The organism is Nocardia sp. XZ_19_385, from assembly GCF_015355755.1.
In the GTDB taxonomy this organism is placed as follows: Bacteria; Actinomycetota; Actinomycetes; order Mycobacteriales; family Mycobacteriaceae; genus Nocardia.
On the sequence record NZ_JACVEE010000004.1, the window covers coordinates 664,644 to 686,121 of the forward strand.

Here is a 21,478-nt window from a genome sequence, read left to right on the forward strand (position 1 = left end):
ACACGGCCCGGTTCGCGGCCGGGGCACTCGACGGCGTCTAATCCGGCGAGGTCGCGACCCCGAGAGTCAGGGCGGCAACAGCTTTCGGCCCCTCGCCATAGAACTCCTCGACCTCGCGGATCTCGAGGCCCGCTGTCTCGACCAGTCCGCGGATGTTGCGGTTCAGGTGGCAGCCACCGGCGCAGGCCTTCTGAATCGGGTTCAGGCGGTGCTGCCATTTCTGCACGCTCGGGTGCGGCGCGAGGCCGTGCTCGACGAAATGGAAAGTGCCGCCGGGCACCAGGACTCGGCGCACTTCGCTCAGCGCGGTCATAACATCGGGGATGGTGCACAGCGTCCAGGTCGACAGCGCGGAATCGAAGCTATTGTCGGCGAACGGCAGCGCCTGGCCGTCCAGCCCGGCCCGCTCGATCGGCACCGTCGCTTTGGCCAGCCGTTTTCCCGCGAGCTTCCAGCCGAGGTCGGCGGGTTCCACCGCGCTGATCGAGGTGACAGTGTCCGGATAGAAGGGCACGTTCAGGCCCGATCCGAACCCGATCTCCACCACGCGTCCGTGCAGCCCGGCGCAGGCCCGCTTGCGTTGCGGATCATTGATCCCCATCCCGCAGGCGACATCGACAAGCCGCGGCACGATCTGATCACCGTAGATTCCCACCCCACCACTGTGCCGCCCCGGCCGGTCCCACACCATAGGTGATCACCCGGAAATCTCGAGCCGCTACCAAGCCTGCGCTGCTACCCGGCCTGCGCTGCGCGCGTCTTCCCAGCTTGCGCCGCCTGCCCGGCCTGCGCCTGCCCGATCTGCCGGCAACGCGAGACTGCCAGGTCGCAGGGCGGCGGCGCAGCCCTACGTGCGATGCTGGCGCGGTGACCGGGTTCGAGGTATGGGCTCCGCGGGCGGAGTCGGTGCGGCTGCAACTGGCAGGCGCCGTTCATCCGATGCTGCGATCCGCTGACGGATGGTGGCGGGCGGCAGTGTCCGCTGAGCCCGGCGCTCGATACGGCTTCCTGCTCGACGACGACCCCACTGTGTTGCCGGATCCGCGCTCGGCTCGACAGCCCGACGGGGTGCACGAGTGCTCGGCGGTGCACGCTCTCGATCCCGAGGCGTGGACCGACGCCGACTGGACCGGTCGTCCGCTGCCGGGTGCGGTCTTCTACGAGCTGCATATCGGAACGTTCACCCCGGACGGCACCTTCGATGCGGCCATCGAGCGTCTCGATCACCTGGTCGACCTCGGTGTCACCGTGGTCGAGCTCATGCCGGTCAACGCGTTCGACGGCATCCACAACTGGGGTTACGACGGCGTGCTCTGGTATGCGGTGCACGAACCCTACGGCGGTCCGGACGGCTTGCAGCGATTCGTGAATGCCTGTCACGCAAAGGGACTGGCGGTCGCGCTCGATGTCGTCCACAACCATCTCGGGCCGTCCGGCAATTACCTGCCCCGCTTCGGCCCGTATCTGACCGACGGCCGTAATACCTGGGGCCAGAGCCTGAACCTGGACGGCCCGGGCTCGGATACGGTGCGCCGCTTCATCATCGACAACGCGCTGCGCTGGTTCCGTGACTTCCACATCGACGCACTCCGTCTCGACGCGGTCCATGCCCTCGTCGACCGCACCGCCAGCCACCTGCTCGCCGAATTGGCCACCGAGACGGAAACTCTCGCAGCACACCTGCGGCGGCCGCTCACTTTGATCGCCGAAAGCGACCTCAACGATCCGCGTTTGGTCACTCCGCGTGCGGCGGGCGGTTACGGGCTGGCGGGCCAGTGGAACGACGACCTGCACCATGCCATCCACACCGCTGTCTCCGGCGAAAGGCAGGGCTACTACGCCGATTTCGGCTCCCTGGCGACGTTCGCGCAGACCTACACCCACGGGTTCTTCCACGCCGGAACGCATTCCAGCTTCCGCGGCCGCACCCATGGCCGCCCGATCGACCGAAACCTGATTCCCGCCAGCGCCTTACTGGCCTACACCTGCACCCACGATCAGATCGGCAACCGCGCGCTCGGTGATCGCCCCAGCGCCTACCTCACCGACGGTCAGCTCGCCATCAAAGCGGCGCTGGTGTTGTTCTCCCCGTACACCCCGATGCTGTTCATGGGGGAGGAGTGGGGTGCGCGAACCCCGTTCCAGTTCTTCACTTCCCACACCGATCCGGTGCTCGGCGCGGCGACGGCGTCCGGTCGCAAAGCCGAGTTCGCCGAACACGGCTGGTCCACCGGCGACGTGCCGGATCCGCAGGACCCGCAGACCTTCCTGCGGTCGAAACTCGACTGGAAGGAGTCCGAGAACTCCCGGCTCTTGGCCTGCTACCGCGACCTGATCGCCCTGCGCCGCACCAGATCCGAGATCACCGACCCCTGGCTCGCGCAGGTCCGGGTCGATTACGACGAGGCCGCCCGCTGGTTGGTCGTGCACCGCGGCCCCCTGCGCCTGCTCTGCAACCTCTCGGCCGACCCGGTCGAAATCCCGGTGACCGGAACCGAACTCCTGTCCTGGGCGCCGACGGAACAACGCTCCGGACACACTGTTCTCCCTGCTCACTCCTTCACCATCGGCGAAACCGACCAGCTGGCACGTGCGTAAATCGTTATCGCCCAAGGCAATAACTGTCCGAGACGGACATTGCCGGGTGTGATCTCCGCCATTACCGTGGAGTAATGAGCAACGTGGCTTCGTCCGGGGACCTACTCGCACTTCCGGAGGGGGTGGGTGGTAGCGCGGCAGTCGAGTTCGGACCGCTGGTCAAGGCCTTCGCCCGCACCTTCGGGCAACGCCGCGGCGCGGGCGCGGGATTGGTGGTGCGCCGCCACGGCGAGACCCTGGTCGACATCGCCACCGGCTCGGCCGCCGGGAAGCCCTGGACCGAGGACACCGGCGCGATCATCTTCTCCGCGACCAAGGGCATCGCGGCGACGGTCATCCACCGCCTGGCCGACCGCGGGCTCATCGATTACCACGCCCCGGTCGCCGAATACTGGCCCGAATTCGCCGCCAACGGTAAGGGTTCCATCACCGTGGCGCAGGTGCTGACGCACAGCGCCGGCCTATCGGGGATCAGCAACCTAGCCACACAAGCCACCGAGGTTCTCGACCACCAGCTGATGGAGCAGCGGCTCGCGGCCGCGAAACCCGATCACCTCCTGGGCTTTCCGGCTTATCACGCGCTCACCCTGGGCTGGCTGCTGGCCGGTCTGGCCCGCGCGGTCACCGGGCAGAGCATGGCCACCCTGTTCCGCACCGAAGTCGCCGAACCGCTCGGCACCGACGGCATCCATCTCGGCCGCCCGCCCGCCGCCGCCCCGACGACCTACGCGCCGCTGGCCGGCAATCAGCTGAAAATGCTCGGCAGACCGCTCGGCGCACTCATCCTGGGTCGCTCCTACGGCTTCCCCGGCGCCGCGGGCGCCGCGGCACGCGCCCTGTTCATGCCCGGCATGGAAGGCATTCTGGAGGGCGAATTCCCGCCGATCCTGGCCACCGAACTCGCCGCGGGCAACGGCGTCTGCACCGCGTCCGGCCTGGCCACCCTCTACGGGTCACTGGTCGAGGGCCGCACTCCCGATGGGCAGCAATACCTTTCGCCACACACGGTCAAGGCGATCCGCCGGATCCGCAGCTACAAGGTCGACCGCACCCTGTTCTACATCCCGATGATGTGGCACCTCGGCTACCACTCGCTGCCCACCGCGGGCGCTCGCGGCGGCTTCGGCCACATCGGTCTCGGCGGCTCGTTCGGCTGGGTGGAACCACGCCTGGGCCTGTCGGTCGGCTTCGTGCACAACCGGCTGACCCTGCCGCAGATGGGTTTGGACCAGATGTCGGCCATGTGGCTGCTGCCGTTGACCATGAATTGCCTGCGCGCGAGCAAGCGTGTCGCCGTCGAGCCGCCACGCGAGGCCGCGGCGTAGAACCGACCCTTTCCGAGCGACCTGCAAGCAGTCGCTGCAGGCCCTTTCGAGCGACCTGCAAGCAGTCGCTACGACCCCGCCCGGTCCGAGTGGCAGCGGACCGGGCGGAAGTCGGTACTTACGTCAGATAGCGGTAAGCCGGGGAACCCGGTTCCAGCCGCTCACACTGGATCGGCGATTCCCGCATGCGCTCCAGCAGGGACTCCAGCCCGTCCGGCGCGCCGAGTTCGATACCGACCAGCGCCGCACCGGTTTCCCGGTTGTTGCGCTTGACGTACTCGAACATGGTGATGTCGTCGTCCGGGCCGAGCACCTCGTTGAGGAAGCGCCGCAGCGCGCCCGGCTCCTGCGGGAAGTCCACCAGGAAGTAGTGCTTGAGGCCCCGGTGCACCAGCGAACGTTCGATGATCTCGCCGTAGCGGGACACATCGTTGTTGCCGCCGGACACCAGGCACACGACCGTGGAACCCGGCGTCACCTCGACCTCGGCCAGCGCCGAGACCGCCAGCGCACCGGCCGGCTCGGCGATGATGCCCTCGTTCTGATACAGCTCCAGCATGGCGGTGCAGATCGCGCCCTCGTCGACCTGCATTACGCGGAAAGAGCCTGCGCCGCTGGGGGATTCGGTCGACGTTAGTAGCGGTAGGGACGCGTGCGAGCGGGCCCGGCCGCCGAAACTGGCGGCCGCCGCGTACGGCAGCTCGCCGATGCGGCGCACCGCGGCACCGTCGACGAACGGATCGATCTCCGGCAGCGTCACCGGCCCGCCCGCGACCAGCGCCGCGGTCATCGAGGCCGCGCCACCGGGCTCGGCGGCCAGAATCGCGGTGTGCGGCGCGCGTTCGCGCAGATAGGTGCCGATACCGGCCAGGCAACCACCGCCACCCACCGGCACCACCATCAAATCCGGTGCGACACCGAGCTGTTCGAGCACTTCGGCGGCGATGGTGCCCTGCCCGGCTGCGGTGCGCGGATCGTCGAACGGGGGCACCATGGTCGCGCCGGTACGGGCCACATCGTCGACGGCCGCCGCGGCCGCGGCGTCGTAGGTCTCGCCGATCGCGATGAGCTCGACGAACTCCCCGCCGTGCACCCGGATGCGGTCGCGCTTCTGCTTCGGCGTGGTGGTCGGCACGTAGATCCGGCCCTTGATCCCCATCGCCTTACAGGCGTATGCCACACCCTGCGCATGGTTGCCGGCGCTGGCCGCCACCACACCGGCGGCGCGTTCGTCGGCGGTGAGCTGGACGATCAGGTTGTAGGCGCCGCGCAGCTTGTAGGAGCGCACCGCGGTCAGGTCTTCTCGCTTGAGGTAGACCTGCGCGCCCGACAGGGCGGATAACCGGGGGCTGAACTGCAGCGGAGTCGGCTCGATAATGTCGGAAATTCGCTTGGCGGCGGCGTCGATCTCGTCCGCGCTGAGCGCCGGACGGGTATTGGACAGATCGTCGATCACATCAAGCGGATTGGACACCCGAAATATGCTGCCACCCGCCGCGTCGAGCAGACGCGGCGGGTGGGGGAGAACCGGTTTATCGGTTACACGGGTGAAAGCACGAAAACCGGAATTTCACGGGTGGTCTTCGTCTGATAATTGGCGTATTCCGGCCAGACCGCCACGGCCCGCTCCCACCACAGCGCCTTCTCGTCGCCGGTGACCTCGCGCGCGGTGTAGTCCTTGGTGACGGTGCCGTCGCGCAGCTCGACCTGCGGGTTGGCCTTGATGTTGTGGTACCAGACCGGGTGCTTGGGCGCGCCACCCAGCGAGGCGACTACGGCGTACTCGCCGTCGTGCTCGACCCGCATCAGCGGTGTCTTGCGCAGCAGGCCGGTCTTGGCGCCCTTGGTGGTCAGCAGGACAACCGGTTTGCCCTGCAGGATCGTGCCCTCGGTGCCGCCGGAGTTCTCATACGTTTCGGCCTGCTCACGGGCCCAATCGGAGGTGCTCGGTGCGTATTCTCCTGTAAGTGGCATAACCAGGAAAACGCCCGCCGGACCGATCGTGTTCCCGGAGCTGTCAGGTTCCCCACACAGCCGAAAGTTTGGTAGACCGAACTTCGCTATCCGTATATCCTGACGATATGAAGACGGTCTACCCCCACACGGTCGATATCGCGGGTTCCGCGTGGCCGGTGTTCAAGCTCGAGGCGCTCGCCGCGGGCTTGCTGGCCGGTCTCATCCTGGCCCTGGTCATCGGCTCGTTGCAGGTAGCGGTGCTGGTCGGCGCGGCTGTCGCCGCCGGGCGCTGGGCTCTCGGGTCCGCCGGAGCGCGGCGTTCGAGCCCGCCTCGCCGCACCCATCAGGTTCTCGCCGCGCACTGAGCGCTCACTCCAGCGGCAGCGCCGCGAGTTCGCCCCGCGACACCACCCCCAGCTTCGGATACGCCTTGTACAGGTGATGCCCCACCGTGCGCGGACTCAGGAACAGCTGCGCCGCGATGTCCCGGTTCGACATGCCCTGCGCCGCCAGCCGGACGATCTGGAGTTCCTGCGGGGTGAGGGCCGCCAGGACCCCGGCGGCCGGGCGGGCCGTGGCGCCGACGCCGAGGGCGGCGAGTTCGGTGCGGGCGCGGTCGGCCCAAGGTGTGGCGTCGAGCCGGTCGAACGTTTCCAGGGCCGGTTGTAATTGGTTGCGGGCGTCGACCTTTCGCCGGGTGCGCCGGAGCCATTCGCCGTAGAGCAGCTGCGTGCGAGCCTGCTCGAAAGGTCTGCCGCCCACCTCCAGCGCTGCCTGAAAGTTGTGCTCCGCCTCGGCATCCGGCCCGGCCAGTGCCCGGCAGCGGTGCGCGAGCGCGGCGACCCAGGACCGGCCCGATCGTTCGGCCCATGCTTCGAGGCGCTGAAGCGCCTCCTCCGCGCGCTTCGAATTGCCCAGGCGGACAGCGGCTTCGATCAGATCCGGCAGGGTGCGCAACCCGATCACATGGTGGGCGGCGGGCTCCTCCGCCAGTAGTTCGAACCGGGTCAGTGCGCTGTCGACCTTGCCCTGGCCCAGCTCGAGCAGGCCGAGCGCCGCATGTGCCCAGGTGGCGCCCGGGGCGTCGGCGCCGCCGAGAGGCGCGGCCAGTGCCTGGCCGACCAGGTCGCGGCAGTCCTGCTCGCGGCCTTCCAGCGCGGCCAGATACCCCAGGCACGCCGATTGCTGACTGACCCAATGCGACTGCCCGATGTCCGCGGCGATGCGCAATCCCTCGGTCGCCGCGAGCCGCGCCTCGGTGGGACGACCCAGAAAGGTTTCGGCTTCGGCGCGGAAGAACAGCAGGGTGGGCAGCAGCGCGAGACGACCCTGCTCGCGGCATTCGGCGATCAGCTCACGCGCCAGATCGGTGACCTGATCATCTTGTCCCACAACCAAACCCGCGCCACACATCTGCACCAGATCGCGTGGGCTGTCCGCGCCGGTGCGGCGGGCGCCGGCAGCGGCGGCGCGCAGGTCGACGGTGTAGCGGCCCTCGATCGCGGCCACGGTGTAGCGGGTGATGTGTGCCAGCGGTTCGGTGTCCGGCAGGGCCAGGGTGGTCAGATGGGCGGCGACCTGCGCGAGTTCTCCGGCGCCGAGGTACCAGGCGGCGTGTACCGCTTGGGCGAGCATGCGGGCCGCGCGCACCGGATCCTGGGTGCGCACTGCCTCCGCGCCGGTGAGCAGCCGGTGGTGCGCCGAAAAGGGTTTGCCCGCACCGAATTCCGATGTCGCGCGCACCAGGTCGAGTCGAGCGCGCAGTAGCGTTGCCGGTTCGTCGTCGCCGTGTTCCGGTCCGATCATGGCGGCCGCGCGTTCGGCGAGGTCGCCCGCGCGATCCAATTGCCCGGCCTCACCCGCGGTTTCGGCCGCCGCCACCAGCCGGCGGACCCGGGCGGCCGGGTCGGTGCTCAATCCGGCGGCCCGCTCGTAGGCGGCGACCGCGCCGGAGTACCCGCTGCGGCGCCGGGCCCGCTCCGCGCTGTCTTCCAGTGCGGCCGCGGTGTTTTCATCGGGACCGGTGGCGGCGGAGGCGAGGTGCCAGGCGCGCAGATCGGCTTCCTCCGGCGCGACGAGCGCCGCGGCCAGCGCGGCATGGGCGGCCAGGCGCTGCGCCAGCGGTGTGCCCTGGTAGACCGCCGACCGCAGCAGCGGGTGCCGGAATCCCAGCGACCGCCCGTCGCTGTGCACCAGCCCGGCATCCTGTGCCGGTTGCAGGTCGGCCAGCTGGGCGCCGAGCGCCGTCGCGGCCCGCAGGATCGTCGCGAGGTCATCGGTTCCGGCCGCCGCGGCGGCTACCAGCAGCGTCCGGGTCGCGGCCGGCATCCGGCTCACCTGGCCGTGAAAGGCGACCTGGAGGCGCTGGGTCAGCGGCAGCGGATTCGGTCCCGAACCCGGCGCCTCGGTGGCCAGCACGGCCGGCAGCTCCAGCAACGCCAGCGGGTTGCCATAGGCCTCGGTCAGCAGGCGGTACCGCACGGCGGGGGAGAGGTCGGGAGCCCGGCTGTCCACCAGCGCCGCCGCCGCTTCCTGGCGCAGGCCGGTCAGGGTCAGCTCCGGCAGGCCCGGCGCGGGGAAATCGCGCGCACCCGCGCGGGTCGCGAAGATGACCGCCACCCCCTCGGCCTCGAGCCGGCGCGCGACGAACAGCAGCGTTTCCGCGGACGCCCGGTCCAGCCAGTGCGCGTCATCGATCAGGCACAGCAGCGGCCCTTCCGTGGACTCCTCGGCCAGCAGCGACAGCACCGCGAGCCCGACCAGCATGCGGTCGGCGGGTTCGCCGTCGCCCAGGCCGAACGCGGCGTGCAAGGCGGCGCGCTGCCGCGCGGGCAGGGTTTCGGTCAGGGCGAGGCCCGGGCGCAGCAGCAGATGCAGCGCCGCGAACGGCAACTCCGCCTCGGATTCGATACCGGCGCTGCGCACCGTCGGAATGCCTTGGGCGGCGGCGTAATCCAGCAACGATGTCTTGCCGATTCCGGGCTCACCGCGCAGGATCAGCGCGCCGCTGCGGCCCTCGCGCGCCTGGGCGAGCAGCCGATCGATCTCCGCTTGTTCGGCTTCTCGTCCATGGAGCATGCCCACACCGTATCCGGCGGCCGGACAGGCGATCATCAGTTCCGTCCGTGGCCGAGCTGTAGCCGTGTCACACCCGTTTCACATAGCGATCTGCTACTACAGTCACTTCACATGCCGTCGTATCTCAGCAGAGCGTGCCTGGCGTTTGCCGGGTCACTAGTCATGGTTGGCATGACGTCGCTCGTGGCGCCGTCGGCAGACGGGGAAGCCGTCAGTATGCCCCCGCACGAACGGTCCTATCTCGCGCCCAACGGGCTCACTTTCATGGTGGGCAGCCGCGACGAGACGATCAACCGGATCCCCCCGCTCAACATGATCGGCACCACCCGCGAGGTGCTGGTCAGTGGCGTCGCCTACGGCCGGCTCGAGGGTGCGAGCACCGGCAAGATTCAGGTCGGATACCACGTCGGATGCGCCGTGGACCTCGGTTCCGCCCTCGTCGGCGTCACCCCCGACGACCTCCCCTTTTCGGAAAGCCCACTCGGAACCTTCAACCCCAATCCGGTCGCCACGATCAACCTCAGCGCCGGGGAAGTGAAGGAAGTCGTGATCCGGGAGAAGAAGATGGTCGCGGGCAAGGTCATCTACCTGGGTGTGCGCGATTTTCACATCGTGGTCAATTCCTGCACCGGCCCCGTGACGCTGCGGCAGTTCACCTACGTGTTGCTGGAATCCGAGGACACCGACGATTCCGGTGCCGTTTTCGGCGAACCCACCTGGATGTAGCGCACCCCTACTCGATCCGAATTCGTAAAACCCTGGCATAGCCGGGGCTTTTTCGGTATGCAACTAACGAACGCTGCGCCGATCCCGATGATTCGGGTAGTCGGGTACGCAGGTTTCGACGGGGATCAGAGGGGACGATTTACCTATGAAACGCCTGGTGGTTTGCTGTGACGGCACCTGGAAAGCCGAGAACAGCGATACGGTCTCGAATATCATCAAGATCGCGCAATCGGTCCGGCCGCACGCGCCCGGTCCGGATGGGCAGCCGGTGCGTCAGCACGTCATCTACGTATCCGGTCCCGGCGCAAGGGGATTCACCGCGGACCGCTTGTTCGGTGGCGCGTTCGGGCTGGGTCTGGAAGCCAATTTGTCGGCCGCGTACTGGCAGGTCGCGGTCAATTGGGAGCCGGGCGACGAGATTTTCGTCTTCGGCTTCAGCCGCGGCGCCTACACCGCCCGCAGCTTGATCGGGCTCATCGATCGAATCGGGATCATGACCCCCGAATCGATGATCGGCGGTTTCTATCCGAAGGCATTCACGATGTATCGGCGACGCGGCAAGAAACTGCCGTGGCGCAAACCGCCGACCGAGACGGACTGGCAGAAATTCCGCGCCGACCACAGCTATCCGCGCTTCGACATCGATTTCATCGGCGTATTCGACACCGTCGGCGCGCTCGGCGTGCCCGGGTTGACCGCGTGGCGGCACCGCTTCCACAACACCGATCTGTCCGAGCGGGTGCTGTGCGCGCGCCAGGCGCTGGCCATCGATGAGCGGCGGCGCAATTTCGAGCCGTGCCTGTGGCAGGTGCCGGTCGAACTGGAGCGCAAGTACCGCCGCATCAAGCGCCGCGGGAACGACCGGGTCAAGCAGGTCTGGTTCGAGGGCGTGCACAGCGACATCGGTGGCGGATACGCCGAATGCGGTCTGTCCGACATCACCCTGCGCTGGATGGTCGGCGAGGCCGAAGCCGAGGGCCTGGCCTTCGACCGCGTACGCCTCGACAACCTGTCGGAGGGTTGCGCGGGCAAGGAGAAGCACCTGCTGCGGCACAATTCGCTCGGCCCGGTTTACGTAGTGCTCAACGCATTGCGCACTTTGCGCGGCGCGATCAGCCAACTCGGTCCGCGCGGGCCGATTCCGGCCCGGTTCTACTGGAACTCCTGGCGCCGGCTGCGCGTGAACAACGATCACGGCGTCCTGCTGGCCTCGACCGTGGACGAAACCTCCGGCTACGAGCCCTACAACCTGCGGCACTGGCAGGAAGATCTCGGCGGCGCGTTCCCGGCGGAACTGATCGAGAAGATCCCGGCCCTCGACGCGACCACGGTCACGCCGGACACCTGTGACTCCTCAGGCTCGCACGAGCAGAGCGACTGGCAGCCGGGCGAACATTTTCTCCAGCCGAGTTCGGCCGGAGAACGTGTGACCGGTGAGCCGGTCGGTCCAGGTGCCCTGCGGTAGCTCCAAAGTCGTATCGGTCCAGCCGTTTTCGGCGAGCCCGACCGAATGCCGGGTGGCCGCCACCAGCACTTCCGCGGCCTCACCCACCCGCCCGCGGGTAAAGGCCACCAGCCGGCGCGCCTGCTCCCCGGTGGCGAACAGCGGTTGATAGGTGCCGCCGACGAAGCAGTCGGGCCGTTCCCGGCGCAGCCACAGCGCGTAGGCGACGATCCACATCTTCGCCGCGCCGCTGGGATCCAATGCCGGTGTGCCGGTCAGCGATTGCAGCATGCCGGTGCGGGCGGAGAAGTCCACCGGGCGCCGGTTGTCCGGGTCGACGAGCGAGTCCTCCCACAGTTCGCAGCCCTGGTAGAGGTCCGGTATGCCAGGGCCGCACAGCTGTAGCAGCTTCTGCGCCAGCGAATCCGACCACGCGTGCGGGGCCAGGTCGTGGGTCAGGTCGCTGAGTTCGGCGCCGACCGGGCCGTCGATGACCGCGTCGATCCAGCCGTGCACCGCGGCCTCGAACTCGGCATCCGGGTCCTCCCAGCAGGATCGGGTGCCCGCCTCGCGAACGGCCTTCTCCGCGAACAGATGCAGCCGCTCGCGCAGGCCCGGCACCGAGGAGGCCGGGCGGCCGTCGGCGGGCCAGACCCCGAACATGTTCTGCAGCAGGAACAGTGCGGTCGGACCGTCCGGCGCCGGCGTCAGCTCCAGCCAGGAGTCGACCGAGCGCGACCAGGTGCTCGCCACCTGCGAGAGCACCCCGATCCGCGCCCGCACATCCTCACCGCGCTTGGTGTCGTGCGTGGACAGCGTGGTCATGGTGGCCGGCCAGCGCTGCGCGCGATCGATATTGGCAAGGTGGAACTCGTTGAGCGAGTGGCCGAATCGGGCCGGGTTGCCGCCCACCTCCTGCAGCGACACCAGCCGGGCGGCCCGGTAGAACATGGTGTCCTCGACGGCCTTGGCGGTCATCGCGCCGCACACCTGACCGAACCGCACCGCCGCCTCGCCGTCGGCGGCCAGTGCTGCCACCAGCACCGAAAGGGGCGGGGTGAGTTCGGTGTTGCGCCGCTCCACCTCGGCGATGATCGCCCCCGTCATGCCTGCCAGCGGCGCGTACTCCACGCGATACACCGGCATGAAAGCCAGTACCTCGATGGTGGCGTTGGTCAGCGCCAGGGTGTCCGAATCCGGCACTCCCGCATCGCGTTTGATCGCCTCGACGAGCCGGCGGATCTCCGGCGCGAGAATCGTCTCCGCCACCGCGCGTTTGATGCGATGCTCGGTTTCGCCGAACCAGGCGCGGTCGCTGCCGTGGCCGGCGACGCGGCGGGACAGGTCGGTCAGCGCCTGCTCACCCGCCGGGTCGATGAGTACGCCGCCGAGCCCGGCCAGCGCGTCGTAGCCGGTGGTGCCGTCGACCGGCAGGGTCGGATCCAGCGGCTCCCGGTTGGCCAGGATCTTCTCCACCAGCAGCAACCGGTGCGGGCCGATCAGCTGCCGCAGCTTCGCCAGATACGCGCTGGGATAGGACAATCCGTCCGGATGGTCGACTCGCACGCCGTCGATGAGGCCGTGGTCGCACCAGGCGGCCAGCTCCCGATGGGTGGCCTCGAAGACCTCCGGATCCTCCTGGCGGAGCGCGGCCAGGCTGCTGATCGCGAAGAACCGGCGATAGGTGCACAACCCCGCTTTCCAGCTCACCAGGCGGTAATGCTGCTTGTCGTGAATGCGCAGCGCGTTGTCGCCGTCGGTGTCCGGGGCGATCGGGAAGCGCAGATCATGCAGGGCCAGCATGGGTTCCGGTCCGGAACGGTCCACGGTCAGCTTGGCCGGATCGTTCTCGCTCTGCAGCACCGGCAGCGCCAGCCGTCCGCCCGCACCGTTGGCGGGGCTCCAGTCGATGTCGAAGAAGTGTGCGAACTTCGACTCGGGGCCGTTGCGTAAGACGTTCCACCACCACGGGTTCTGTCGCGGATCGGCGACGCCGACATGGTTGGGCACCAGATCCACGATCAAACCCATACCGCGGCTGCGGACTTCGTCGGCGAGCGCTTTGAAGCCGAGCGGACCGCCGAGTGCCGCCGAGACGGTGGTGGGGTCGGTGACGTCGTAGCCGTGCGTCGAGCCCGGCGCCGCGGTCAGGATGGGGGATAGGTATAGGTGCGAAATACCCAGCTGCTGTAGGTATTCCGCGATGGCGCGGGCATCGGCGAAGGTCAGGGCGTCCGGCCGGAGCTGCAACCGGTAGGTGCTGCGGACCGGAGTCGAACGGGCCCGGATGCGGGGCCTTTTCAGTGGATCGGTGTCATGAGTCATAGGCGGTTACTCGGCACAGCGGAGGACGAGCAGACAACGGGCAGGAACAGCGAGCGTGGCGGCCGCCGGATAGGTGGCCTCGGCGTGTCCGCCGGGCACCGAACAATCCAGCGCGACAGACCATTCGGCACCGTAATCGATGCCCGGAATGACGAAATCGACGGCGTGGTCGTGAGCGTTGAAGCACAGCAGGAACGAGTCGTCGGTGATCCGTTCGCCGCGCGGGCCCGGCTCCGGAATGCCGTGGCCGTCGAGATACACGGCCAGGGCTTTGCCGAACCCGCTGTCCCAGTCCGCGTCGGTCATCTCCACGCCGGTCGGGGTGAGCCAGACGATGTCGTGGACATCACCGGCGTGGCGGACCGGCCGGCCGGCCAGGAAGCGGCGCCGGCGGAATATCGGATGCGCTGTCCGCAAGGCGATCACGCGCCGGGTGAAGTCCAGCAGCTCCGAATTCGTCTCCGCCAGCGACCAATCCATCCAGGACAGTTCCGAGTCCTGGCAGTAGACGTTGTTGTTGCCGTGCTGGGTGCGGCCCATCTCGTCGCCGTGGGCCAGCATCGGCGTGCCCTGGCTGAGGACCAGCGTGGCCAGCAGATTGCGGGACTGCTTGGCGCGCAACGCGAGAATCTCCGGATCATCGGCCGGGCCCTCGACCCCGCAGTTCCAGGACCGGTTGTAGCTTTCGCCGTCGCGGTTGTCCTCGCCGTTGGCTTCGTTGTGTTTCTCGTTGTAGGACACCAGGTCCCGCAGGGTGAAGCCGTCGTGCGCGGTGATGAAGTTGATGCTGGCGCTGGGGCGGCGGCCGGTCGCCTCGTAGAGATCCGAGGAGCCGGTCAGGCGGGAGGCGAACTCGCCCAACGTCGCCGGTTCGCCGCGCCAATAGTCGCGGACGGTGTCGCGGTACTTGCCGTTCCATTCGGTCCACTGGCCCGGGAAGTTGCCGACCTGGTAGCCGCCCTCACCGACATCCCACGGCTCGGCGATCAGCTTCACCTGACTGACCACCGGATCCTGTTGCACCAGATCGAAGAAGGTCGACAAGCGGTCGACGTCGTGTAGCTCGCGGGCGAGTGTCGCGGCCAGGTCGAAGCGGAATCCGTCGACATGCATGTCCAGCACCCAGTAGCGCAGCGAATCCATGATCAGCTGCAAGGTGTGCGGATGCCGCACGTTGAGGCTGTTTCCGGTGCCGGTGTAGTCGACGTAGTGTGCGGGATTCTGTTCGTCCAGCCGGTAATACGCGGCATTGTCGATGCCGCGGAAACCGATGGTCGGCCCGAAATGGTTGCCCTCGGCGGTGTGGTTGTAGACCACGTCGAGGATCACCTCGATGCCCTCGGCGTGCAACGCACGCACCATCGCCTTGAATTCGGTGACCGCCGCGCCGCCGCGCGGGCTGGCCGCGTACTCGTTGTGCGGCGCCAGGTAACCGAAACTGTTGTAGCCCCAATAGTTTCGCAGGCCCTGATCGAGCAGGATCCGGTCGTGCAGGAACTGGTGCACCGGCATCAGCTCGATCGCGGTGACGCCCAGCGCTTTCAAGTGCGCCACGATCGCCGGATGCGCGATGCCCGCGTAGGTGCCGCGCAGTTCCTCGGGGATCTTCGGGTGCGTCATCGTCATGCCCTTGACGTGCGCCTCGTAGATCACCGTCTCGTGATATGGCCGATTCGGCGGACGGTCGGCGCCCCAGTCGAAGAACGGGTTGATCACCACCCCGGTCATGGTGTGCCCCAGGGAATCCAGGCCGAAGGTGTACAGCGACGGATCGTTGCCGAATTCGCCGTCGAACGCCTTGCCGTACGGGTCGAGCAGCAATTTGCTTGGATCGCAACGCAATCCGCGCTCCGGATCGAAGGGCCCGTGCACCCGGTACCCATACCGCTGACCGGGACCGATGGTCGGCAGATAGGCATGCCAGACGTAAGTATCGACCTCGTCCAGCGCCACCCGGGTCTCGGTGCCGTCCTTGGCGATCAAGCACAGGTCGACCGCGTCGGCGACTTCGGAGAACACCGAGAAATTGGTGCCCGCACCGTCATAGGTGGCGCCCAGCGGGTACGCGGTGCCCGGCCAGACACCGAGCGGTGTCAGCTCGCCGGGCGCTGGGTCGGGCTGGGGCATGTCTCCGACCCTAGGCGGATGGGAGCCGACGGAGTCGACGGGGTGGGTAAACACAGCGTCATCGGTAGCCTGCGTTGCGCGGGGTGGCGGCCGTCACTCCGGGCGGAGGGCGCGACGCCAGGTTTGCCCGATCAGGTCGTGCCCGAAGCTGTGGTGCGGAGCCGATTCCACCAGTTCGAATCCGGCGCGCTGATAGATGTGCCGCGCTGCCGCCAGCACATCGTTGGTCCACAACACCATGTCGGTGTATCCGGCATCGGTCGCGAACCGCAGACAGTGGCCGACCAGCGCCGAGCCCACGCCCAGTCCGCGCGCCGACGGCTCGACCAGCAGCAACCGCAGCCGCGCGGTGGTCTTACTGTCGGCCACGCAGAACACAGCGCCCACTGGAGTCCCGCCGGCCTCGGCGATCCACGCGCGTTCCCGGCTGTCGTCATGGGATTCGAGGAAATCCGCGACGATCTTCGTGACCAGCGCCTCGTAGCTCGCATCCCAGCCGTACTCGGCCGCGTACAGAGCCGCATTGCGCTGGATCACCCACCCGTAGTCACCCGGCTTCGGCGCCCGGATCGTCACCGGTGGACTGTCGGCGGCCGCCTCGGGCCGCTCCAGGATCTGCTGAATGGTCGTCATGGCACGAATCAATTTCGCCCGCTCCGCCGGGTGGTGCGGCTCCAGCAGCCTGCGAACATCGACCCCGGAGCGCTGATTCAGCACCGCGAACTCCGCCCGGCCACGATCGGTCAGCCGCACCTCTTGCCGCCGCCCATCACTGCTGGAGCGACTGCTCTCGATCAACCCCCGATTCTTGAACCGGGTCAGGATCCGGCTCAAATATCCCGGGTCGAGCCCCAGCGTCTTACGCAACCGAATCGCCTCGGTGGATCCAGAAGTGGCCAGCTCGAACAGAATTCGCGCCTCGGTCAGCGAGTACTCGGTGTCGACGAGCCCCTCCCGCAGCACACCGATCACTTCGGTATAGCGGCGGTTGAACGCACGGACAGCAGCGATTTCGGCGGCGGAAGCCCCGGTAACGACAGCGGTCATGACGGCTCCAATGGTCGACCGAGATGTTTGACTGAGTCAAAGAATAGGTCGGCCGTCGCTGGGATAGTGCGGAATCCACAGATCCGCCTCGCGGTTGCACCACGCGGTGCCGGCCCGCCCTCCGGACTCGCTCGTATTGGTGGTGCTCCGGTGGTAACTTGAACGGCGTTCAAGCCGTCTCGGCGAGGCCGGGGCGGGTCACTGCACCGCGAGGATTCCTGTGGCACTGACCCCTGATGAGATCACCGCTATCGACGCCAAACATGTCTGGCATCCGTACGGCGGTTTCCCTGCGACGACCGAACCTTTGGTGGTCGCAAGCGCTTCCGGCACCCGGCTCACCCTGGCTGATGGCCGCGAGCTCGTCGACGGCATGAGCTCCTGGTGGGCGGCCGTGCACGGTTACCGGCACCCGGTTCTCGACGCGGCGCTCATCGAGCAGTCGCAGCGGATGAGTCACGTGATGTTCGGCGGCCTCACCCACGAACCGGCCGCGCGGCTGTCCGAACTCCTCGTCGAACTCTCGCCCGCCGGTCTGGACAAGGTGTTCCTCTGCGATTCGGGTTCGGTCTCGGTCGAGGTCGCCGTCAAGATGTGCCTGCAGTATTGGCGCGCCCTCGGAAAACCCGGCAAGCGCCGCCTGCTCACCTGGCGCGGCGGCTACCACGGCGACACCTTCAGCCCGATGAGCGTCTGCGACCCCGACGGCGGCATGCACGCGCTGTGGACCGACGTCCTGGTGGAACAGGTCTTCGTGCCGATGCCCCCCACCGACTACCAGCCCGCCTACGTCGCCGAACTGGAACGCGCGCTCGCCGAGCACGCCGACGAACTCGCCGCCGTGATCGTCGAACCGGTGGTGCAGGGCGCCGGCGGCATGCGCTGGCACGACCCGCGCTACCTCACCGACCTGCGCCGGCTCTGCGACGCCCACGGCGTCCTGCTGATCTTCGACGAGATCGCCACCGGCTTCGGCCGCACCGGCGAATTCTTCGCCGCCGACCACGTCGCCGTCAGCCCGGACGTCATGTGCGTCGGCAAAGCGATCACCGGCGGCTACCTCACCCTGGCCGCCGCCCTGTGCACCTCGCACATCGCCGAAACCATCAGCGCCGGCCACGGCGGCCTCATGCACGGCCCCACCTTCATGGGCAACCCCCTCGCCTGCGCCGTCGCGATCGCCTCGATCGAACTTCTCCTGCAACGGGATTGGCGCACCGAGGTCCGCCGCATCGAATCCGAACTCCGCACCGGCCTCGCCCCCGCCCGCAACCTCCCCGGCGTCCGCGAAGTCCGTGTCCTCGGCGCCATCGGCGTAATCGAACTCGACCACCCGGTCGACATGCGCACCGCCACCACCGCGGCCGTCACCGCCGGCGTCTGGCTCCGTCCCTTCCGCAACAACATCTACGCGATGCCCCCTTTCATCAGCACCACGGCGGACATCGCCACCATCACCGCCGGAATGCTCGCCGCCACCAAAGCCCAGCCGACATAACCGGGCGTTGGATCAGCGGCAAGGTTTCGATGTCCCGCAGCGCTTCGTCGCCCTCGCTGGCGAGTTCGGCGGCATCACCCGTGTGGGTCTCCATGAGTCCCAATGATCTTGGACCCCAGGGTCTAGGCGGGCCGCAATCAAGATCACCAGGCTCTGCGGGCGGCATCGCCCGTATGGGTCCCGCCGTGAGTGCCTGCTGATCTTGGACGCGAGGGTTGAGGCGAGCACCTTCAAGATCATCAGGCTCTGTGGGCAGCATCGCCCGTGTGGGGCCGTGAGCCCCGGCTGATCTTGGACGCCAGGGTTGAGGTGGTCGCCTTCAAGATCACCAGGCTGTGTGGGCGGCATCGCCCGTGTGGGTCCCGCCGTGAGTGCCTGCTGATTTTGGACGCGAGGGTCGAGGCGGGTCGCCTTCAAGATCACCAGGCTCTGTGGGCGGCAATGCCGTGTGGGTCTCGCCGTGCGTCTTGGCTGGCTGATCTTGGACGCCAGGGTCGAGGTGGTCGCCTTCAAGATCACCAGGCTCTGAGGGCGGCATTGTTCGAATCGCGCCCGCCGTGAGGGCCTGGTGATCTTGATGTCGGCGGGGTGGGTGGTGGGCACACGGGGTTTGTTGGCTGGTGGGGATGGGGCGCTTTTGGGGATACCAACCTGAACGGCGTTCAAGTAAGGTGCGTACCTGTGACTACCGATCCTTTGAGTTGGTTGGACGAGCGGGCGGAGGCGCGGGTCGGCGCGGGATTGCGTCGGGCGCTGCGGCCCCGAGCGGTGCAGTCGGCGTCGATTGACCTGGCCTCCAATGACTATCTGGGTCTGGTGCGGCACCCCGAAGTGATCGCGGGGTCGATCGAGTCGGTGCGGCGTTGGGGGACGGGGTCTACCGGTTCCCGGTTGGTTACCGGCACCACGGCTGAGCATGAGCAGCTCGAAGCCGAACTGGCTGAGTTCGTCGGTGCTGAGGCTGGTCTTGCCTTCTCCTCCGGGTACACCGCGAATCTCGGTGTCGTGACCGCGCTGGCCGGGCGCGGTGCGCTGGTTGTTTCCGATGCCGGCAGCCATGCCTCGCTGGTGGACGCGTGCCGACTGTCTCGGGCTCGCGTCGAAATCGCCGCGCACTGTGACGTCGACGCGGTTGATCGGCTGTTGGCTACTCGTGCCGAGGAACGCGCGCTCGTCCTCACCGACTCGGTGTTCAGTGCCGACGGTGATCTTGCGCCGCTGGCCGAGCTGCATCGCGTCACCCGGGCGAATGGCGCGGTGTTGATCGTCGATGAAGCGCATGGCATCGGTGTGCGCGGTGCCGGTGGCCGCGGACTCGTGCAAGAAGTGGGTCTGGCCGGAGAGCCCGACTTGGTCGTAACCGCCACGCTGTCGAAGGCGTTCGCCGCCCAAGGTGGGGTGGTGCTGGCCAGCGAGCGAGTTCGGGCACATCTGATCGACGCGGCGCGCACCTTCATCTTCGACACCGGGCTGGCTCCCGCCGCGGTCGGTGCGGCGCGCGCGGCATTGGGTCTGCTGCGCCGGGAACCGGAGATGGCCGCGCGAGTACTGGAGCGCGCGGCCGATATCGCGCGGATCGCCGGCGTGCCCGCGCCGCCGTCGGCGGTGGTGTCGGTCGTGCTCGGTAAGGCGCAGGTGGCGTTCGATGCGGCGCAGGCCTGTCGGGCTCGCGGGCTCGATGTCGGATGTTTCCGTCCGCCTTCGGTTCCCGAGGGCACGTCGCGGTTGCGCCTCACTGCTCGCGCCAACCTCACCGCGGCCGAGCTCGACACCATCGCCACCGTTCTAGGCGAGGCGCTGGCCGAAGCTCGCGGTCTCGCGGTGGTGCCCGCATGACGGTTCTGCTGGTCACGGGAACTTCGACCGATGTCGGCAAGACGGTCGTGACCGCGGCCCTCGCGGCTACCGCGACGGCCGCCGGTCTGTCCGTCGCCGTCTGCAAACCAGCGCAGACCGGCGTCGCGCCAGGGGAACCCGGCGATCTGGCCGAGATCGCACGGCTCAGTGGTGTGACACGTTCGCTCGAGCTGGCTCGATACCCCGACCCGCTCGCGCCGGACACCGCCGCTCGTCGCTGCGGTCAGCCGCTGCTGACGCTGGAGGAGACGGTCGCCGCCGTGAAAACGCTCGGCGATGCCGACCTCACCCTGCTCGAAGGCGCCGGGGGACTGCTGGTTCGGATCGGCGACTTCACGCTGCTCGATATGGCCCGCGCCCTCGATGCGCCGGTGCTGTTGGTGGCGGCCGCCGGCCTCGGCACGTTGAACCACAGTGAGTTGACCACTCGGATGCTGGCGACCGCGGGGGTTTCCTGCGCGGGGTTGGTCATCGGGTCCTGGCCCGACGAGCCGGATCTGGCCGCCGAATGCAATCGGACCGATCTGCCGCGGCTCACCGGTGTCGATCTCGTGGGCTCGATTCCGGCGGGAGCGGGCAAATGGGACAGGCCGCGTTTCACTGCGACGGCTCCGGGATGGTTCCAGCCGGGCTTCGCGGACCGGGCGTTCGCCGTTTCGCACTGAGTCAGGCCCCCTGACCAGCGGATTTGACTTCCCGTCCACCGGCACGTAACTTTTATCGAGTCAGAGCGACACGGACACCGACCCGGAGCCTAACGGCCTGGGAAACGAGGTAGTACGAGGAGCGCTTGGCTGATCACACTAGCTCGACTGAGACCCCGGATTAGGTTCTGGGTGCTTGGCTGGGCTAAGCTGTTTAAGTTGCCTCGCTGAAACCCCCGAGAGATCGAGTGGCGGATGTGTGTGCGTGTGTTCTTTGAGAACTCAATAGTGTGTCGATGAATGTCAGTGCCAATAATTTTATTGGTGCCAGCCATTTCATACCCCCCGGTTGGAATGGTTGGACATTGAAATATCAGCAATCTTTTGCTGGTGTTTGGCTTTGCTAGGTTTTCGGACTCTAGTTTTTACTTCTGATTAGCCCTTTCGGGGGTTGGTTGAGAGTCTTCAACGGAGAGTTTGATTCTGGCTCAGGACGAACGCTAGCGGCGTGCTTAACACATGCAAGTCGAGCGGTAAGGCCTTTCGGGGTACACGAGCGGCGAACGGGTGAGTAACACGTGGGTGATCTGCCTTGCACTTCGGGATAAGCCTGGGAAACTGGGTCTAATACCGGATATGACCTCCGATCGCATGGTCGGTGGTGGAAAGATTTATCGGTGCGAGATGGGCCCGCGGCCTATCAGCTTGTTGGTGAGGTAACGGCTCACCAAGGCGACGACGGGTAGCCGACCTGAGAGGGTGACCGGCCACACTGGGACTGAGACACGGCCCAGACTCCTACGGGAGGCAGCAGTGGGGAATATTGCACAATGGGCGAAAGCCTGATGCAGCG

Annotated in this window: 15 protein-coding genes and 1 rRNA gene; 9 read left to right on the top strand and 7 right to left on the bottom strand. The window is 67.6% G+C overall.

Annotated elements, in window-relative coordinates; translation table 11 throughout:
- Positions 1-37: 37 nt before the first annotated feature.
- Positions 38-655 (bottom strand): class I SAM-dependent methyltransferase, encoded by a 618-nt coding sequence (locus tag IBX22_RS31990; protein ID WP_194819464.1) that lies wholly within the window; start codon positions 653-655, stop codon positions 38-40.
- Positions 656-867: 212 nt separating this feature from the next.
- Between IBX22_RS31990 and treZ the strand changes: the two genes are divergently transcribed.
- Both treZ and IBX22_RS32000 read left to right on the top strand, forming a co-directional pair.
- Positions 868-2,598 (top strand): malto-oligosyltrehalose trehalohydrolase, encoded by a 1,731-nt coding sequence (gene treZ, locus IBX22_RS31995; RefSeq protein ID WP_194819465.1) that lies wholly within the window; start codon positions 868-870, stop codon positions 2,596-2,598.
- 74 nt (positions 2,599-2,672) lie between these two features.
- Positions 2,673-3,923 (top strand): serine hydrolase domain-containing protein, encoded by a 1,251-nt coding sequence (locus IBX22_RS32000; RefSeq protein ID WP_194819466.1) that lies wholly within the window; start codon positions 2,673-2,675, stop codon positions 3,921-3,923.
- A gap of 118 nt (positions 3,924-4,041) precedes the next feature.
- On the opposite strand, the gene ilvA is transcribed toward IBX22_RS32000, so the two are convergent.
- Both ilvA and IBX22_RS32010 read right to left on the bottom strand, forming a co-directional pair.
- Positions 4,042-5,397 (bottom strand): threonine ammonia-lyase IlvA, encoded by a 1,356-nt coding sequence (gene ilvA / locus IBX22_RS32005; RefSeq protein ID WP_194819467.1) that lies wholly within the window; start codon positions 5,395-5,397, stop codon positions 4,042-4,044.
- A 65-nt stretch (positions 5,398-5,462) separates the two neighbouring features.
- Complete coding sequence (locus IBX22_RS32010) at positions 5,463-5,897, bottom strand: nitroreductase family deazaflavin-dependent oxidoreductase (protein WP_194819468.1); 435 nt, start codon at positions 5,895-5,897, stop codon at positions 5,463-5,465.
- A gap of 107 nt (positions 5,898-6,004) precedes the next feature.
- On the opposite strand from IBX22_RS32010, the gene IBX22_RS32015 reads away from it, so the two are divergent.
- A complete protein-coding gene (locus IBX22_RS32015) occupies positions 6,005-6,244 on the top strand; it encodes a hypothetical protein (protein WP_194819469.1) in 240 nt (79 codons plus the stop codon).
- 4 nt (positions 6,245-6,248) lie between these two features.
- On the opposite strand, the gene IBX22_RS32020 is transcribed toward IBX22_RS32015, so the two are convergent.
- Entirely contained in the window at positions 6,249-8,957 is a 2,709-nt protein-coding gene (locus IBX22_RS32020; RefSeq protein ID WP_194819470.1) for an AAA family ATPase, read from the bottom strand.
- A gap of 171 nt (positions 8,958-9,128) precedes the next feature.
- Between IBX22_RS32020 and IBX22_RS32025 the strand changes: the two genes are divergently transcribed.
- Together IBX22_RS32025 and IBX22_RS32030 are read left to right on the top strand one after the other, a co-directional pair.
- On the top strand, positions 9,129-9,683 hold the full coding sequence (locus tag IBX22_RS32025) for an MspA family porin (protein WP_228539803.1): 555 nt from the start codon (positions 9,129-9,131) through the stop codon (positions 9,681-9,683).
- A gap of 145 nt (positions 9,684-9,828) precedes the next feature.
- Positions 9,829-11,148 (top strand): DUF2235 domain-containing protein, encoded by a 1,320-nt coding sequence (locus IBX22_RS32030; RefSeq protein WP_194819472.1) that lies wholly within the window; start codon positions 9,829-9,831, stop codon positions 11,146-11,148.
- Here IBX22_RS32030 and treY read toward each other — a convergent pair.
- From treY to IBX22_RS32045, 3 genes are all read right to left on the bottom strand, one after another.
- Entirely contained in the window at positions 11,038-13,452 is a 2,415-nt protein-coding gene (gene treY / locus IBX22_RS32035) for a malto-oligosyltrehalose synthase (protein WP_194819473.1), read from the bottom strand. The genes IBX22_RS32030 and treY overlap by 111 nt on opposite strands.
- A 6-nt stretch (positions 13,453-13,458) precedes the next feature.
- Positions 13,459-15,579, bottom strand: a complete 2,121-nt coding sequence (gene glgX / locus IBX22_RS32040; RefSeq protein ID WP_194819474.1) for a glycogen debranching protein GlgX — start codon at positions 15,577-15,579, stop codon at positions 13,459-13,461.
- 93 nt (positions 15,580-15,672) lie between these two features.
- Positions 15,673-16,626: a helix-turn-helix domain-containing GNAT family N-acetyltransferase gene (locus tag IBX22_RS32045; RefSeq protein WP_194819475.1), complete on the bottom strand. Its 954-nt coding sequence runs from the start codon at positions 16,624-16,626 to the stop codon at positions 15,673-15,675.
- 220 nt (positions 16,627-16,846) lie between these two features.
- Between IBX22_RS32045 and IBX22_RS32050 the strand changes: the two genes are divergently transcribed.
- The 4 genes from IBX22_RS32050 to IBX22_RS32065 form a co-directional block, all read left to right on the top strand.
- Positions 16,847-18,124, top strand: a complete 1,278-nt coding sequence (locus IBX22_RS32050) for an adenosylmethionine--8-amino-7-oxononanoate transaminase (RefSeq protein ID WP_194819476.1) — start codon at positions 16,847-16,849, stop codon at positions 18,122-18,124.
- A gap of 681 nt (positions 18,125-18,805) precedes the next feature.
- Positions 18,806-19,960, top strand: coding sequence for an 8-amino-7-oxononanoate synthase (locus tag IBX22_RS32055; protein ID WP_194819477.1), 1,155 nt, complete (start codon positions 18,806-18,808; stop codon positions 19,958-19,960).
- Positions 19,957-20,646 (top strand): dethiobiotin synthase, encoded by a 690-nt coding sequence (bioD, locus tag IBX22_RS32060; protein ID WP_194819478.1) that lies wholly within the window; start codon positions 19,957-19,959, stop codon positions 20,644-20,646. The genes IBX22_RS32055 and bioD overlap by 4 nt, the downstream gene beginning before the upstream one ends.
- A gap of 444 nt (positions 20,647-21,090) precedes the next feature.
- Positions 21,091-21,478, top strand: a 16S ribosomal RNA gene (locus tag IBX22_RS32065); the annotation flags it as partial.